We start from the raw sequence: 15,410 nt of genomic DNA, 5'->3' as shown, positions 1-15,410 counted from the left end.
CTATAATGCAACGTCGCTTTGGTCCGACCTGGAGCTGCGTCATGGGTATGAGAGCGCCGACCCCGGTGAGAACCGCAGCAGGAATAGAGGCCATGAAGATTCTCGTCATTGAAGACGATCGCCGGATGGGAGCGTACGTCCGCAAGGGCCTGGAGGAACACGGGCATGTGGTCGACTTGGCTCCTAACGGTCGGGATGGCCTGTTTCTCGCCGCTGGGGAGACCTATGACGTTATGATTGTCGATCGCATGCTGCCCGGCCTCGACGGGCTAGGCGTAGTGAAAACAGTACGCGGCGCCGGGGTGAAAACGCCAATCCTGTTTCTGACCACGATGGCGGGGATCGGCGACCGCGTGGAGGGCCTTGAGGCTGGCGGCGACGACTATCTGGTAAAGCCGTTTGCCTTCGCAGAACTTCTAGCGCGAATCAACGCGTTGGCTCGTCGCCCGCCCATGACAGAGGTCTTGACGATTATCCGGGTGGCCGACCTCGAAATGGACCTGATTGGCCGAAAGGTGAAACGCACCGGCCAGGACATTGCCCTTCAGCCGCGCGAGTTCCGGCTGCTTGAATATATGATGCGCAATGCCGGCCGCGTTCTCACGCGCACAATGCTGCTTGAAAATGTCTGGGAATTCCACTTCGATCCCAAGACCAACATTGTGGAGACACATATGAGCCGGTTGCGCGCCAAGATCGACAAGGGCTTCGAGACGGAGCTGCTCGAAACCGTACGAGGCTCCGGATATATCCTTCGTGTTCCAGCGTAGGCTTCTGCGCACAGCGAGCTTTCGGCTTGCATTGCTTTATGCCTTGCTGTTCGGCATATCCGTGCTTCTCCTGGGCGCAGTGACCTTCTGGAGCACGCGCGCGGCACTGGAAGATCAGCTCCGGCGCAGGATCGAGGCCGAGATGAGCTTCCTGCAGGAAGAGTTTAGAAGCGATGGAATTGATCACCTAGTCGCGACGGTGCAGGAACGAACGCGAACGCCGTCCAATCTCGATTATTTCGTCTTGGATCCTGCGGGTAAACGCCTCGCCGGAGACCTGCCGATGGTTTCCGGCAGCGTCGGCTGGGTTCGCACGAAAAGCGGTCGTGATGCAGACGGAAAGGAACGTACGGAATCCGAACGCATCGAGGCCCTCGTTTCGGAGCTGCAGGGAGGTTACAGGCTGGGTGTTGGCGAAGATCTCGAGCAGGTGCGCGAGATCGAGGACACCTTCCTGACCGCCTTCGCGTCGGCCCTCAGCGTTGTTTTGTTGCTCGGCATCGGAGGCGGCCTTCTTCTCAGCGCTGGGTTTCTTCGTCGCGTCGAGACCATCACGCGCACTGCCGATGCCATAATCGCAGGCGACATTTCGCGGCGGATCGAGCGCAACGGGTCCGGAGATGATTTCGACCGGTTATCGGCGACGCTGAACGCAATGTTGGACCGGATAAGCGGACTGATGGAAAATCTCCGCCAAGTCTCGACTGATATCGCTCACGACTTGCGGACGCCCCTTTCCCGCCTTCGCCAAGGCCTGGAGGAAGCACGATGGCGCGAGCTGACCGCGGCCGACTATCGCGGCGTCGTCGAACACGCGATGGAGGAAGCCGACGCTATCCTCGACACCTTCTCCGCCCTGTTGCGCATAGCGCAGATCGAGGCAGGCGTCCGGTGTTCGGCGTTTCGGTCGGTTGACCTGTCGGAGGTCATGCAAACGGTCGCAGACGCCTATGCGCCGACTGCCGAGGAAAGCGGACGCACGTTGCGGATAGACATTGCGGGCGGCGTAACAATCAATGGCGACCGCGACCTTCTCGTTCAGCTCTTCTCCAATCTCGTGGAGAACGCACTCCATCATACGCCGCAGGGAACCATCGTCGTCGCGCAATTGTCTGAAATTTCGACAACCGTGATTGCCGAAATCGCGGACAACGGATCGGGGATCCCCGCAGAGGAACGCTCAAACGTGCTTCGGCGCTTCTACCGACTCGAACGCAGCCGATCGACCCCCGGCAGCGGTCTTGGCCTGAGCATGGCGAGCGCAATTGCCGCGCTCCACCACGGGACGCTCGAGATTATCGACAATGCGCCGGGCCTTCGTGCCGTCGTGCGATTCCCAAGCTCCAGCCGCGTCTCCTAGAACTTGAGCCTACCTGGACCACGGTGGCGCCAGGACTGATTGGCCAGCGCGCGCTCGAAACTGGCCCAAAAGGGCGCAGATTACCGATCCGTATACATCCGGGAATGCCGTTCCAATCCCCATGGGCGCTTATGGGTGTGACGGGCGGTCGCCGATTGTCGCCGCAGCTCTCCGATTGGACGGAAAACCTCATGACCTCAGAACTGTCGAAACGCGGAAGCATTGTCAGGATGATGCTGAACAAAGTTCCAGAGGTGACTCTCTTTTTCTGGCTCATCAAGATCATGTCGACGACGGTCGGGGAGACCGGCGCGGATTACCTGGCGGTTCACGTAGGGCTTGGCACCGCCCTCACCGGCGGGATCATGGCCGCGCTGCTGCTTGCCGCGCTGGTGTTGCAAGTCCGGATGCACCGATATGTGCCGTGGATCTATTGGCTGACGGTTGTGCTCGTCAGCGTCGTCGGTACGCAGATCACAGACCTGTTGACCGACAAGCTCGGCGTCCGCCTGTATGTCAGCACCTTCGCATTCGCAACCGCTTTGGCCGCAACCTTCGCGGTGTGGTACGGATTTGAAAGAACGCTGTCGATCCATACAATCGTGACGACGCGACGCGAGCTATTCTATTGGCTCGCGATCCTCTTCACTTTTGCGCTGGGCACGGCGGCCGGCGACCTTGCGACCGAAGCGCTCGGTCTTGGCTTTAATCTGGGGGTGGTAGCCTTCGGCGCGCTGATCGCGGCCATTACACTGGCGTATCGTTTCGGTGCCAATCCGGTTCTCACCTTCTGGCTGGCTTACATCTTGACGCGCCCGCTTGGAGCGTCGCTGGGCGACCTTCTGTCCCAGTCGCGGGAGTACGGCGGGCTTGGACTTGGCACCGTGTATACCAGCATGGCCTTTCTCGTCGTTATCGTCGGGCTCGTGATCTTCCTGAGCGTGGAAGCCGGGAAGCCTGCAGATCCAATGCTGGCCGAAGACAAGGTGTGAGCCCGTACATGGCGAATCGTCCCCGCCGGGCAGGATCAATCGCAATCAACGTTTCCACAAAATCAGAAGATCAGCGATGACCACGCATAGACAAGCGGGTATGGCAATCATGCTAATGATAGTAGGCGCCGCCGCTCTGGCGGGAGGAGGTCGGATCCCCGTGAGCCTCTTCGCCACTACGAAGGCCGAGGCCGCCGCGGCCTCGAAGCTCGGGGACCTCTCGAAATTCCAAACGATCGCGGCTGACACCAAGGCGCTTGCGGACAAGGGCGATCTGGCGGGGGCAAAGACACGCATCAAGGATCTCGAAATGACATGGGATGAGGCGGAGGGCGGGCTTAAGTCGCGCGCGGCGGCTGATTGGCACGTACTCGATAAGGCCATCGACCGTGCGCTCCAAGCCTTGCGTGCGAGTGTACCTGATCCTGCGGCTTGCAAGCAGGCGCTGGCTGATCTTCTCGCGGTAATGGACGGTATGAGCGGTAAGACCTCACGCTAAGCCGCCAGTCTCGTTCGATCAACGACCTATCGTGGGCAAGCGTTTGGCTTTGTTGTTTGACACAACCGCGCCGCCGTCGCCGCAACAAGCTGCATCGGATATGGCCATGGAAGACAAACGAGAGCATGAACGCAGGCGAGTGCTGAAGGGAGGGAAAATAGTATTTAACGGCGGTCGCTCCGCAATCGATTGCACCATCAGGAATTTGTCAGCCGGTGGCGCCACTCTTCAGGTCGAAAGCCCGCTCGGCATTCCCGACACATTCGAGTTGGTTGTGCATCCAGACAACATCATAAAAAGCTGTCGGATGGCCTGGAAAAAGGAAAACCTGATCGGAGTCGCGTTCCAAAAGACAAGTTAGCCTGCTGCTGTCAAATACCCAGTAACCCCGTCCGCAAACACCTGTTTACCCCAGAGAACACGATGAATGAGATCGAAAAGTCGGCCTTCAGTAAAGTCCCGCCGGACGCCTGCGTCGACGCTGACCGCGATGCGCGGGAAGCTCACGTGCGGGAACAGAGAGACCGGGAGTCGCAGGATGCATTATTGTCGAACGCCGACTTCAGCGTCGCGGGCATTCCCGCCCGCACATTGCCGACATCCTCGGGCTCAACGCCGAGCAGCACCGCTAAGGCGTCCGCGTCGGCCAGCCCGTATTGCGCGAACCTCAGCGACTTCAAATGCCCGCTTGGTACCGATTTCGGATCCCTCCCGCGATCGTTCCGACGCTTTGCTGAGCGTCTGTGCGCGCGGCGAGGTAATCTCCCAGCCCCATCGCGATCGCGCCAGCAGCAATCTCCGTGCGCGCAGTAAGATGACCAACTGATGCCGAAGCGCTACGTTCTCGGCTTCAAGCCGCAACGTCGACTTGAATGGCGAGGTCGGACGGCCAGAACCAAACACAGCAGCCCGATCATTTCGCCACCACGCAAATGCCGACCTTCGGAAATGTTCGAAACAGCCATTTGCGGTGGCGTACATGAGGACGCCTAGCGCCGCGCTCACTCAGAGCGACTTGTCGCGATGCTCAATCCTGCGGGCCAATGCGTCGGCAAGTCCAATCGTCGGTTTAGCCTCGGGACGGCGGAACGTGCCGGCGGTGGCCTTGCGAGCACCCAACACAGTCAACGCTTCGGCCTGTTTCACCGCCGCTGCCATCTGATCCACGACCGGCACCGGAATTCGACCCTTGACCTTCTCGGCGAGGCCGGCGAGTGGCGCCCCACCGAGAATAATGACGTCCGCCTCGTCCTCGGTCACTGCTCGGTTGGCAAGCTCAACCAGCAGTTCTTCCTTTTCTTCCTGCACCTCCGAAACCGACGCAAAGGAACCATCGAGCATGCGGATGCCGGCGCAACGCCCGCCCAAGCCATGCATGTCGACGCAATCCTGATACCAAGCACCGAGGGCCCGGGCGAAAGTCACAATGGCAAAGCGACGTCCGAGCATGCACGCGGTCAGCATCGAGGCTTCAGCCATGCCGACGACGGGCAGATCGAACAGTTCACGTGCGCCAAAAAGACCCGGATCACCAAAAGCCGCAATAATTACGGCATCTACATCCCGATGCCGTTCCGCAAGCATTTCCAGAGCGATGGCGCCGCCGATCTGGGCTTCGGCGCGCGTCGCGATGTAGGGAACGCCGCGGGGCGCGGTCAACGGAACAATAACGGTACCCGGCGCCGCAGCCTTCTCGGCGGCAGCGGCAAGGCGCGCAGTGATAGATTCACTGGTATTGGGATTAAGCACCATGATGCGCATGCGGGACGAAGTCCTTTAGTCCGATCGATCTGCCGCAGCTTCCGGCACGGGAGCTGTCACGGTCCGTCTGTCAGAGCAAATACCTAAGAACACACGATCTGCAAACAAATTTTTGTATGCAGTATACAAATGGATTGAGAACGCCTCTATATTGTTTCAGACACAGTGCAGGTTGGATGGAGTGGTGAATGACACCTCGGACTGCTGTAACACGAGTCAAAGAAGTTCGCGCCGCCGCCCGGAAACTGCCTGAACGGGTTGCGCTCCATGAACAGGCTCTGGCGCGGCTGCGCACATTGATTGTCCGCGGCGATCTCGCTCCCGGCGTGGCAATCCTCGAAACCAAGCTCAGCGAAGAGCTCGGAATTTCCCGGACTCCCCTTCGCGAGGCACTCAAGCTACTGGCGGCAGAAGGGTTGCTCGAGTTGAGATCCAACCGCAGCGCGCAAATCGCACCATTACGACCGGTCGAGATCGACGAAATCTTCGAGGTCATCAGCGCTCTTGAAGGCATTGCCGCTGAACTCGCGGCATCACGCATGACATCTGCAGAGTTGCGGCGGCTGACACAGCTCCAGGATCGGATGGAGACCCATCACGAAGATGGCCGGCTGGATGATTACTTCAAAATCAATCAGGAGATCCACAGCTACATTGTTGCGTGTGCCAAAAATGCGGTCTTGAAATCGACGCACGACGGGCTCCTTGCCCGCGCTGAGCGTGCACGCTACTTCGCTTTGTCGTCTCGCTCGCGCTGGGATGATTCCGTCATGGAGCATCGGGAAATTTTAAAAGCGCTCAAGAAGCGCGACGGCGCTGCCGCGGCCCGTGCGTTGACGCAACACGTCTTGCATACCGGCCGAACGGTCAACAAGGAACTACGTTCCCGCAGGAATATTCACCAACCAACAAGTCCTGTCAGAGACGCAAACCGCTAACGAGCCACATCGTCTTCATGTCATTCGGAATATATTCCTCAAAAAAATTGTATGCAGAATACAAAAAATGTTGTGTTCTGCCCGTTTGTGCTGCAGCTTTGCAGCGGCTATCGGGATTTCTGACGGTTCGGGCACGGTCGCATGCAGGTCTCTCAATCAAGAGGAGGCCGCATGGCTTAGATGACTCAACATTGGAGGAACAAATGACTGCGCAAGGCGATGTGATCTCAGCGGAAGGCTCGCAGCAAAAGACCGGCGTACGCTGGAAGATTTTCGTTTTGATGTTGTTTCTGATCACGATCAATTACATCGATCGTGCCTCCCTCTCCGTTGCGATGCCGCTCATTTCCAAGGAGTTTGGTCTCGATGCCGCAGCTCAGGGATTTATTCTGAGCTCGTTCTTCTGGACTTATGCCCTGATGCAAATCCCCGGCGGCATGCTGGCGGACCGATACAAGCCGCGCATCGTCATTGCAGCAGCGACGATTGGTTGGGGTTTCTTTCAGGCGATCGCAGCCGCCTCAACAAGTTCGTTCATGCTTATCTTAACCCGCTTGGGACTCGGGGCGGCGGAAGCGCCGATCTATCCCGCCGGCGGCAAGCTCAATGCGATGTGGATGACGCCAAACGAGCGCGCGCGTGGCGCCACGCTGCTTGATGGTGGCGCGCCGCTTGGCGCGGCGCTGGGCGCACTTGTCATTGCCGGCCTTATCGCCGCGTTCGATTCCTGGCGGATTTCTTTTGCGGTCGCTGGAATCGGTACGGTTCTCTGCGGCGCCCTTGCCTGGTGGTACATTCGCAATAGTCCAAGCGAGCACCCGTCCGTCAATGAAGCCGAGGCGAAGCATATTGAAACCGCCCACGCATTGGAGGATTTGAATGATCCGGTGTCGTCTGGCCGCGGGATTGGCGCCTACTTCGCGTACAAGTCTGTCTGGTGCATGTGTTTGGGATGGATGTTCTTCAACACCGTGTTTTACGGACTGCTGACGTGGATGCCGACCTACCTCTTCAAGGTTCACGGCCTCGACATCAAGCAGCTGGGCGGGGCTCTGTTCATCATGTTTTTCGCCGGATTCATTGGGGAACTCGTCGGGGGACAGATTGCCGACGTTTGGCGGGAACGTGGCGGTCAACCCAACACCGTCTTTAGAACTCTGTTCGGCATCGCTGCAATCGTCGCAACCATCTCAATCTTCTCGGTTGCCTACGTGAAGGACGCCGTAATCGTCGTTGCGCTGCTATCTTCGACGCTGTTCTTCCTGCGCTGGTGCGGAATGTATTGGGCCATCCCATCCATTCTTGCCACGCGAAATCGGGCGGGATTTTTGGGCGGTTGCATGAATCTCGGCGGTAACATCGCCGGCGTCACTGTCCCGATTATCGTAGGTTTCATTGTTCAGTTCACGGGATCCTACTACCTCGCTTTGATGTTCTTCGCCGCCGCGGGCGTAGCGCTGCTCGTTTGCTCGACTGCAATCGACTACAGCCGGAAACTTCCGGTTTAGATCGGACTCGATGAGCCTCGCTCGTGAATGCGAGGCTCATCACTCCGAATCATCCAGTATCATCCGGTCATCGACGCAGACCGACGGCGTCGGATGACCATTCGCATTAGCGAAGCTACCTGACCATTATTCGAGCTTTCGCAATGCTCTCCGGAGAACTTCATGAACACGCGCCTGCGTCTCGGAATGTTGACCCCCTCGTCCAACACCGTCCTCGAGCCCATCAGCACGCAGATGGTCGCGGGACTTCCGGAGGTCAGCGTTCATTTTGGCCGCTTCAAGGTAACCGAAATCGCATTGTCGGATCAGGCGTTGAAGCAGTTCGACGACACCGAGATATTGCGCGCGGCGGAACTTCTCGCCCATGCCAAGGTCGATGTGATTTCCTGGAACGGCACATCCGCGAGCTGGCTTGGTTTCGACCGCGATGAGCGACTTTGCGAACGCATCACCTCCTCGACCGGTATTGCCGCCTGCACATCCGTATTGGCATTTCGGGAAATATTTGAGCGAACACGTGTGAGGCGGATCGGTCTTGTGACCCCCTATACCGACGACGTTCAGGCGAAGATCATCGCGAACTGGAAATCCGCCGGCATTATCTGCTCGGCAGAACGGCATAGCGGTCTCCGCGATAATTTTTCGTTCGCGGAAGTCAGCGAGCACACCATAGCAGAGATGATCGGTTCGGTTGAAAAAGCGGGATGCGAGGCAGTCGCGATCGTGTGCACGAACATGCGCGGAGCTCCGCTTGCTCAATTGCTGGAAGCAAAACTCGGCATTCCGGTCTATGACTCGATCGCGACGGCCGTTTGGAAGAGCCTTGTTCTGGCCAGCGCCGACCCTCGGCGGGTCAAGGGCTGGGGCAGCCTGTTCCAGGATGCCCGGCTTTCGGCTCAACCATGACGTCGGTGTCGAGGATGTTGTATCACACCGGCCCGCAGTGAGGAGGGCACCATGGCAAAATTCGACACCATCATTCGAGCCGGCACGATCGCGACCGCGTCGGACATCTTTTCCTGCGATATCGGCATCCGCGACGGACGCATCGCTGCCCTCGGACATGACCTTGGTACTGCCGACCAGTTCATTGACGCCACCGGCAGGCTGGTGCTGCCCGGCGGCATCGACAGCCATGTTCATATATCGCAACCGTCGGGCCCCGATGTCGTCATGGCGGATGACTTCGAGAGCGCAACGCGATCGGCTGCATTCGGCGGCAATACAACAATTCTGCCTTTTTGCTTGCAGGAGAAAGGACAATCGCTGCGCCAGGCATTGAAGGATTATCACGCTCTCGCTGAAGGCAATTGCCATATCGACACCTCCTTCCATCTCATCATTTCCGACCCCACCGAGCAGATGCTCGGGCAGGAGTTGCCGGGGCTTGTTGCCGATGGGTATACCTCGTTCAAGGTCTTCATGACCTACGAAGGCCTCGCGCTCGCCGATAGGGAAATATTGGAAGTCATGAGCGTCGCGCGCGAAACGGGCGCGCTTGTCATGGTTCATGCCGAGAACTATGACGCCATCCGCTTCCTCACCGACCGGCTTGAGCTCGCGGGGAAAACCTCGCCGCGTTATCATGCGACTTCCCGGCCAATCGTGGTCGAGCGCGAAGCAACGCACCGCGCAATCTCGCTGGCGGAACTCATCGGCGTGAACGTGATGATCGTTCATGTTTCAAATCGCGAGTCGATGGAGGAAATCCGCCGTGCTCAAGCCAAGGGCTTGAGCGTATCCGGCGAAACCTGCCCGCAATACCTCATGCTGACGGAGAAGGACCTCGACGGACTCAATATGGAAGGCGCCAAATACGTCTGCTCGCCGCCACCACGCGACGAGGCCAGCCAAGCGGCGTGCTGGGAGGGTATCCAGACTGGCGTGTTCTCGGTTTTTTCCTCAGACCATTGCCCGTTTCGTTATAACGATTCACAGGGCAAGTTGACCGCAAAAGGCAGAACAAGTTTTCGCTGGGTGCCGAATGGCATTCCGGGAGTGGCAACACGCTTGCCCATCCTGTTTTCGGAAGGCGTCAACAGAGGCCGCATTGACCTGAATCGCTTCGTCGCGCTGACCTCGACCAATCATGCCAAAACCTACGGCCTCTACCCGCGCAAAGGCACGATCGCAGTGGGATCCGATGCAGATATTGCTATCTGGGATCCGAAGAAAAAGGTGACACTCACCCACGCGCTTCTGAAGGATGGCTCGGATTACACGCCGTATGAGGGCCTCAACGTCACAGGATGGCCTGAACTGACGATGGTGCGCGGCCAATGTATCGTTAAGGATGGCGAACTGATCGGCAGCAAAGGTTTCGGTCAGTATATAAAACGAGAGACGGCCTCCTTCATTAAACCGCCTGTAGGGTCAGTGCGCGCCGACGGATAACCGATCGTCAAATAGGCGAATAAATTAGGAAGGCTCTTGTGAACGTGGCGCGCCATTCAGAATAACATTTTGAAATCTTACGTGATTGAAACTGCTTTGTAATTTTTAGACGCTGCCGAAGGCAATTAAGGCGGATCACAACTGATCCCTGCCGCCAAGTCGCTTGCAACAGGGCTTGGGAGGTCAATGTTCGGCGTGGAATGCAACAACTGGCGGATGCCCTGCATCTTTGCAATAGCAATGAAACAGGTGTTGCATCCGTCTGAGAACCCCGGTAATGCAACACCTGTTTCGGAGGTCGGAGAGAACACATTACCGGTCAGTGGCTTCTGTTCTTGGCGCAGCTTCCGGCTGCCCCCTCCAGCGGGCGCGTGGCGCTGTGGCGGCGTCTTCGTGCCGCCGGAGCTGCCAGCGTGCTGAATGGGGCGTGGATTTTAACAGTTACGGACGAGCACAAACTGCTCTATGCGCAGCTTGTCGAGATGGTTCGCGCGCAAGGCGGCAGCGCCACCGTCTTCTCGACGACTGCGACCAGCGAGGAAGAAGAGCAAGCCATTATTGCTCGGTTTCAGGCGGACCGAGCACGCGAATACGACGAGTTCGCCGAGCGCTCCGGCGAATTTCTCGCCGAGATCGAAAAGGAGACCCGGCGCCGGAAATTCACATTTGCAGAACTTGAAGAGATCGAGGACGACCTCGACAAGCTTTCTGCCTGGCTCGCCAAGATCAAGGCGCGCGACTTTTTCCCCAACGCTCGAATGCAAGTGGCGAACGAAACGCTCGAGACCTCTGGCGCCGCTTTGCGAACCTTCGCCGGCGCGGTCTATACGCAAGAGGGTGTTGTAGACGCGGCTGATGACAGCGCTGGTTCGTCGGATACCGCGACTCCGAATTCCCCGCTCAAGAAGCGAGGGAGACTGCGGGATGGCTGACCAGGTTCTTGCCGCCTCGACGGCGCTTCGAAACCTGCCGCGCGGAATCTGGACGCTTGGGTTCGTATCGATGTTCATGGATCTCTCATCCGAGATGATCCACGCTCTCCTGCCGATCTACCTCGTCGCCGTGCTTGGAGCCTCGACACTCACGGTCGGACTCATCGAGGGTGTCGCCGAATCGACGGCGATGATCACTAAAATTTTCTCCGGCGCGCTGTCTGATTGGTTGGGTCGCCGCAAGCTGCTGGCCGTTATCGGCTACGGTCTTGCTGCCCTCACCAAACCGATCTTCCCGCTCGCGACGACGCTTGAATGGGTGGTGACCGCCCGATTCCTTGACCGGGCGGGAAAGGGTATTCGCGGCGCACCGCGCGACGCGCTGGTGGCCGATCTCGCCCCCGCTCCGCTGCGAGGAGCAAGCTTTGGTTTAAGACAATCCCTCGACACGATCGGGGCCTTCCTCGGCCCGCTTGCCGCAATCGGGCTTATGCTTTTCACCGGCGACAATTACGCCGCGGTGTTCTGGATCGCGGTCATCCCGGCGTTCATCGCGTTCGGCCTGATGGCGTTCGGGGTGACGGAGCCGGAACGCGCCATTGACGCTACGGCAAGACCCAAGCCGCAGTTCGCCGATGTCTGGCGGCTCTCAGGGCCATTCTGGGCCGTGGTAGCAGTTGCGGTGGTGCTGACGCTGGCTCGGTTCAGCGAAGCCTTTCTGGTTCTGCGGGCTCAGAATGTAGGTCTCGCGATTGCGATCGTACCCGTCGTCATGGTCGTTATGAACATTGCTTACGCACTCGCAGCTTACCCGGCCGGCATGCTGTCTGATTGGTTCGGGCGTCAGGGCGTCCTGATCGTCGGCGTCGCTACACTCGTGGTCGCCGATCTGCTCCTGGCACTCACGACGTCAGTGCCCATTCTTTTGTTCGGTGCGGTGTTTTGGGGCCTGCACATGGGCCTGACCCAAGGGCTGCTTGCAACGCTGGTGGCGGACACCGCGCCTGCCGATCTGCGCGGAACCGCGTTTGGAGTGTTCAACCTCGCGAGCGGGGTGGCCATGCTTGTCGCCAGCGTGGTCGCCGGAGCGCTCTGGGATGTCTACGGCCCGAACGCGACCTTCCTGGCCGGCGCGGCTTTCACCGCCATCGCTTTGGCCGGCCTGCTCGCTCTACGAAAGCAATTCCGATCAGACAACACCTCATCAGCTTAGAGCAATCGGAAACTGTCGATGGATGTGAGCATGTCCGGTAGTGAGCACAAGAATCCTGGTGGACCTGGGCGTCGAATCGTTCGGCTTCTGGTTATTCTGGCGGCGATCGGAGGTCTTGGCGTGCTTGTCGTCTGGGGTTTCCTTGCCGGACGCGGCGAGGCAACGATGGAAGCCGAGCGAGAACGTCCGGTCAAAGCGCCCTTACGCGTGTCGACTGACGGCCGAGGGCAGCCCGTCGTGACCCTCGACGCAGCAACGCGTAGGCAGAGCGGAGTCGATGTTACCAAACCAAAGTCGACGCAGTACCAGGAGCAAGTCCGCGCCTACGGAACAGTGCTTGACCTCGACAAGCTGGTTACGCTGGACAACAATTATGTAACTGCCGTCGCCCAGCTTCAGAGCGCTCAGGCTAAGATCGTTGCATCGAAGGCGGCTTTCGAGCGCGCGCAGGCCCTTTCCAAGGACAACATCACGACTGTGGCGCAGCTACAGACGGCCCAGGCCACATTCGGTGCGGATAAAGCCGGCGTCGCAACGGCAGAAGCCCAGGTCAAAACGCTAAAAGCAACGGCGCTGCAGGAGTGGGGAACGGTCATCGGCAAGGCGCTCGTCGAGAGTGGGCCTTTGGTGACGCATCTGATCGAGCGCCAGACTTTCCTCCTCCAGATCACACTGCCGCCTGGAACATCCATGACGCCGCCGTCGACCGCGACGGTTCAATTCGGCGCAAGCGCCTCGCACCATCAAGTGGATTTTGTCTCGGCCGCCACGCAAACGGACCCGAAGATCCAAGGCCTGAGTTTTTATTATGCGGCCGATGCCGCGAGCAATCTGTTGCCGGGAATGAACGTCCTTGCGTTCCTGCCGTCCGGTGCTCCCATCGATGGAATTGAAATTCCAGCCTCGGCGGTCGTGTGGTGGACGGGGCGGGCATGGGTCTATCTGCGCACTGGCGCGGACACGTTCACGCGCCACGAAATTCCAACCGATGTGCCCGCGCCCGGAGGCGGTTTCATCGTTTCGGTCAAGAGCCTCCCATACCCCGACCCGGAGATTGTGGCGCAGGGCGCGCAGATCTTGCTGTCCGAGGAGTTCCGGTCACAGATCCAGGTCGGCGAGGACAAGAAATGACGTCGGCAAACCCTGATCATTCAACACCATTCGGCTTGCAAGCGAATGTCATCGGTTTCGCGATCCGCTTCCGCGGCATCGTCGTGGCTATGGCCTTGGTGCTGCTCGGCTACGGCGTCCTCTCGGTTGCTGGCGCCAACTACGACGTTTTCCCGGAGTTCGCACCGCCCCAGGTCGGCATCCAGACCGAGGCGCCCGGCCTTACGCCAGAACAGATCGAGGTCCTCGTCACCCAGCCGATCGAGAATGCCATCAATGGTGTCCCCGGCGTGCAATCGTTGCGGTCCACCTCGATCCAGGGGCTCTCCGTCATCACGGTTATCTTCGCGCCCGGAAGTGACATCTATCGGGATCGGCAAGTGGTGGCCGAGCGCCTGGCGGTCGCCGCACAACAACTCCCGGCGGAGACGGGGCCGCCGGGAATGACGCCGCTGACCTCTTCGACGAGTACCATCCTTGTCGCCGGGCTCACCTCCGACACGCACTCGCTGATGGATTTACGCACTATCGCCGATTGGACGCTGCGCCTGCGGCTTCTCGCCGTGCCGGGCGTCGCCAAGGTCGCGGTGTTCGGCGGCGATCTCCGTTCGCTTCAGGTTCAGGTCCATTCGGACCAGCTCATTCGCTATAATCTCACCCTCAACGACGTTTTGACCGTGGCGAAGAAAGCCACCGGCGTGCGCGGCGCGGGCTTTATCGACACCGCCAATCAGCGCATCGTCTTCCAGACCGAGGGCCAGTCGCTCCAGGCGGAGGATGTTGCTCACACTGTTCTGCTGAACCAAGGCGCTTCGAGCGTGCTTCTCGGTGACGTCGCCGAGGTGGTCTATGCGCCGGAGCCGCCGATCGGCGGCGCGACGATTATGGGCAAGCCTGGCGTAATGTTGAATGTCTCGGGGCAATACGGCGCCAATACGGTCGAGGTGACCCAGCACGTCGAAGAGGCGCTGGCGAGCTTGCGGCCGGGACTGGAAAAGGCCGGTATCAAATTTCACGGCGATCTTTTTCGTCCCGCCAACTTCATCAATACGGCCACCAACAATGTCCGGAACTCGCTGCTCCTCGGCGGTATCCTCGTCATTGTGGTCCTGTTTCTGTTCCTGTTCGATCTACGCACGGCGGCGATCGCCTGCACGGCGATCCCGCTGTCACTGCTTGCCGCCGTCATTATCCTCGACGCTTTGGGCCAGAGCCTGAACACAATGACCTTGGGCGGGCTCGCGATCGCCATCGGCGAAGTCGTTGATGATGCGGTGATCGGCGTTGAGAACATCGTCCGGCGTTTACGCGAGAACAGGCGTTTGCCGGAACCTCGGCCAGTGGGCCGGGTCGTCCTCGACGCCTCGCTCGAAGTGCGCGGCGCTGTCATTTATGCGACCTTCGCGGTTATTCTTGTTTTCTTGCCCGTGCTGACGTTACCGGGTCTCGCCGGCCGGTTCTTTGCGCCGCTCGGCATGGCCTATATATTCGCCATTCTCGCATCACTTGTTGTGGCGCTGACGGTGACGCCGGCGCTCTCGATGCTGCTGCTCGCCGGCCGTGGACGACGAGGCGAAGGCGCGGGTGCGGTCGCGCATGATAGAGAGCCGCCCGTCGTTCGCTGGACGCGCGGGCGTTATGAGCGAATTTTGCGCGGCATCGCCATCCATCCGCGTACGGCGATCGCTGCCACTCTGGTTTTTACCGTGGCCGGCTGTGCCGCCCTTCCGTTCTTCGGTAGCGCCTTCCTGCCCGAACTCCAGGAAGGGCATTTCATTCTTCACATGTCGGCTGTGCCCGGCACCTCGATTGCCGAATCCGAGCGCCTCGGCGCTCTCGTCACCAAGGCCCTGATCGCTCTGCCGGTGGTGCGCTCGGTCGCCCAGCACATCGGCCGCGCCGAGAAAGCCGACGACACCGCGGGCACGCATGA

15 protein-coding genes and 1 pseudogene are annotated in these 15,410 nt (G+C 59.4%); 13 read left to right on the top strand and 3 right to left on the bottom strand.

Annotated elements, in window-relative coordinates; all coding sequences use genetic code 11:
• The first annotated feature begins 92 nt into the window (after positions 1-92).
• The 5 genes from BGO16_RS13275 to BGO16_RS13255 all read left to right on the top strand — a co-directional run bounded on the left by BGO16_RS13275 (position 93) and on the right by BGO16_RS13255 (position 3,982).
• Entirely contained in the window at positions 93-770 is a 678-nt protein-coding gene (locus tag BGO16_RS13275) for a response regulator transcription factor (protein ID WP_056302068.1), read from the top strand.
• Positions 757-2,130, top strand: a complete 1,374-nt coding sequence (locus BGO16_RS13270; protein WP_056302009.1) for an ATP-binding protein — start codon at positions 757-759, stop codon at positions 2,128-2,130. The genes BGO16_RS13275 and BGO16_RS13270 overlap by 14 nt, the downstream gene beginning before the upstream one ends.
• 191 nt (positions 2,131-2,321) lie before the next feature.
• Positions 2,322-3,122, top strand: coding sequence for a hypothetical protein (locus BGO16_RS13265; RefSeq protein ID WP_200941232.1), 801 nt, complete (start codon positions 2,322-2,324; stop codon positions 3,120-3,122).
• Between the two features lie 160 nt (positions 3,123-3,282).
• Positions 3,283-3,621, top strand: a complete 339-nt coding sequence (locus BGO16_RS13260; RefSeq protein WP_244487347.1) for a histidine kinase — start codon at positions 3,283-3,285, stop codon at positions 3,619-3,621.
• Positions 3,622-3,652: 31 nt separating this feature from the next.
• Complete coding sequence (locus BGO16_RS13255) at positions 3,653-3,982, top strand: PilZ domain-containing protein (protein ID WP_347329915.1); 330 nt, start codon at positions 3,653-3,655, stop codon at positions 3,980-3,982.
• Positions 3,983-4,124: 142 nt separating this feature from the next.
• Here the strand turns inward: BGO16_RS13255 and BGO16_RS13250 are convergent, their stop codons facing one another.
• The 3 genes and pseudogenes from BGO16_RS13250 to BGO16_RS13245 form a co-directional block, all read right to left on the bottom strand.
• A complete protein-coding gene (locus tag BGO16_RS13250) occupies positions 4,125-4,301 on the bottom strand; it encodes a hypothetical protein (protein ID WP_292619204.1) in 177 nt (58 codons plus the stop codon).
• A pseudogene (locus BGO16_RS18155) lies at positions 4,276-4,420 on the bottom strand (VIT1/CCC1 transporter family protein); the annotation flags it as partial. The gene BGO16_RS13250 and the pseudogene BGO16_RS18155, both read right to left, overlap by 26 nt.
• Positions 4,421-4,626: 206 nt before the next feature.
• Positions 4,627-5,382, bottom strand: a complete 756-nt coding sequence (locus BGO16_RS13245) for an aspartate/glutamate racemase family protein (protein WP_056302006.1) — start codon at positions 5,380-5,382, stop codon at positions 4,627-4,629.
• A gap of 188 nt (positions 5,383-5,570) precedes the next feature.
• On the opposite strand from BGO16_RS13245, the gene BGO16_RS13240 reads away from it, so the two are divergent.
• From BGO16_RS13240 to BGO16_RS13205, 8 genes are all read left to right on the top strand, one after another.
• On the top strand, positions 5,571-6,320 hold the full coding sequence (locus BGO16_RS13240) for a GntR family transcriptional regulator (RefSeq protein ID WP_056302004.1): 750 nt from the start codon (positions 5,571-5,573) through the stop codon (positions 6,318-6,320).
• A 203-nt stretch (positions 6,321-6,523) separates the two neighbouring features.
• Positions 6,524-7,828, top strand: a complete 1,305-nt coding sequence (locus BGO16_RS13235) for an MFS transporter (RefSeq protein ID WP_056302003.1) — start codon at positions 6,524-6,526, stop codon at positions 7,826-7,828.
• Between the two features lie 162 nt (positions 7,829-7,990).
• Positions 7,991-8,734: an aspartate/glutamate racemase family protein gene (locus BGO16_RS13230; protein ID WP_056302001.1), complete on the top strand. Its 744-nt coding sequence runs from the start codon at positions 7,991-7,993 to the stop codon at positions 8,732-8,734.
• Positions 8,735-8,785: 51 nt separating this feature from the next.
• Complete coding sequence (gene hydA, locus BGO16_RS13225) at positions 8,786-10,222, top strand: dihydropyrimidinase (protein WP_056301999.1); 1,437 nt, start codon at positions 8,786-8,788, stop codon at positions 10,220-10,222.
• 335 nt (positions 10,223-10,557) lie between these two features.
• Positions 10,558-11,154, top strand: a complete 597-nt coding sequence (locus tag BGO16_RS13220) for a Chromate resistance protein ChrB (RefSeq protein ID WP_156464497.1) — start codon at positions 10,558-10,560, stop codon at positions 11,152-11,154.
• The gene (locus tag BGO16_RS13215) at positions 11,147-12,367 is read left to right on the top strand and encodes an MFS transporter (RefSeq protein ID WP_056301996.1); all 1,221 of its coding nucleotides are present in this window, start codon (positions 11,147-11,149) and stop codon (positions 12,365-12,367) included. Before BGO16_RS13220 ends, BGO16_RS13215 begins: the two co-directional genes overlap by 8 nt.
• Before the next feature lie 18 nt (positions 12,368-12,385).
• Positions 12,386-13,498, top strand: a complete 1,113-nt coding sequence (locus BGO16_RS13210; protein ID WP_056301994.1) for an efflux RND transporter periplasmic adaptor subunit — start codon at positions 12,386-12,388, stop codon at positions 13,496-13,498.
• Positions 13,495-15,410, top strand: a 1,916-nt coding sequence (locus BGO16_RS13205; protein WP_292619201.1) for an efflux RND transporter permease subunit, incomplete at its 3' end; no start/stop codon positions are given. The genes BGO16_RS13210 and BGO16_RS13205, both read left to right, overlap by 4 nt.

Origin of the sequence: Nitrobacter sp. 62-23, from assembly GCF_001897285.1 — a bacterium.
GTDB lineage: Bacteria > Pseudomonadota > Alphaproteobacteria > Rhizobiales > Xanthobacteraceae > Nitrobacter.
The sequence above is the reverse complement of the archived record's forward strand: the minus strand, read 5'-3'. Positions and strand labels throughout refer to the sequence as shown.

Excerpts from the sequence above, each read along its gene's own strand:
- BGO16_RS13275 (WP_056302068.1), top strand. The coding sequence starts at position 93 with ATGAAGATTCTCGTCATTGAAGACGATCGCCGGATGGGAGCGTACGTC.
- BGO16_RS13265 (WP_200941232.1), top strand. The coding sequence starts at position 2,322 with ATGACCTCAGAACTGTCGAAACGCGGAAGCATTGTCAGGATGATGCTG.
- BGO16_RS13245 (WP_056302006.1), bottom strand. The coding sequence starts at position 5,382 with ATGCGCATCATGGTGCTTAATCCCAATACCAGTGAATCTATCACTGCG.
- BGO16_RS13240 (WP_056302004.1), top strand. The coding sequence starts at position 5,571 with ATGACACCTCGGACTGCTGTAACACGAGTCAAAGAAGTTCGCGCCGCC.
- BGO16_RS13235 (WP_056302003.1), top strand. The coding sequence starts at position 6,524 with ATGACTGCGCAAGGCGATGTGATCTCAGCGGAAGGCTCGCAGCAAAAG.
- BGO16_RS13230 (WP_056302001.1), top strand. The coding sequence starts at position 7,991 with ATGAACACGCGCCTGCGTCTCGGAATGTTGACCCCCTCGTCCAACACC.
- hydA (WP_056301999.1), top strand. The coding sequence starts at position 8,786 with ATGGCAAAATTCGACACCATCATTCGAGCCGGCACGATCGCGACCGCG.
- BGO16_RS13215 (WP_056301996.1), top strand. The coding sequence starts at position 11,147 with ATGGCTGACCAGGTTCTTGCCGCCTCGACGGCGCTTCGAAACCTGCCG.
- BGO16_RS13210 (WP_056301994.1), top strand. The coding sequence starts at position 12,386 with ATGGATGTGAGCATGTCCGGTAGTGAGCACAAGAATCCTGGTGGACCT.